Below are 263 nucleotides of genomic sequence, written 5' to 3' on the forward strand. Positions count from 1 at the left end.
CGTGAATTCTCCGGTTCGCTGGGACGGCTTTGCTTTATCCTCATTTGCGGTGCGCTGGCGGTGGTCACCCTCAGCCTGAAAAAGGCCGGGATTCCGCTGTATCTCAACAAAGAGGGCAGCGGCGACAACATTACCAACCATATGCTGTGGAACATGATGATTGGCGCGCCGTTGGTTGCCATTCTGGCGTCGGCGGTGGGTTATCTGGCAACGGCACAGGCGCTGTTAGCGAGGCTTGAAACCTCGGTTGCCATCTGGTTCCT

1 protein-coding gene is annotated in these 263 nt (G+C 57.0%); it reads left to right on the plus strand.

All coding sequences use genetic code 11. From position 1 onward, the window contains the following. The coding region (locus R0J87_RS21540; RefSeq protein ID WP_498888848.1) for a hypothetical protein at positions 1-263 on the plus strand (263 nt) is incomplete at both ends.

It is taken from the genome of Halomonas sp. SIMBA_159, assembly GCF_046536035.1.
GTDB lineage: Bacteria > Pseudomonadota > Gammaproteobacteria > Pseudomonadales > Halomonadaceae > Vreelandella > Vreelandella venusta_A.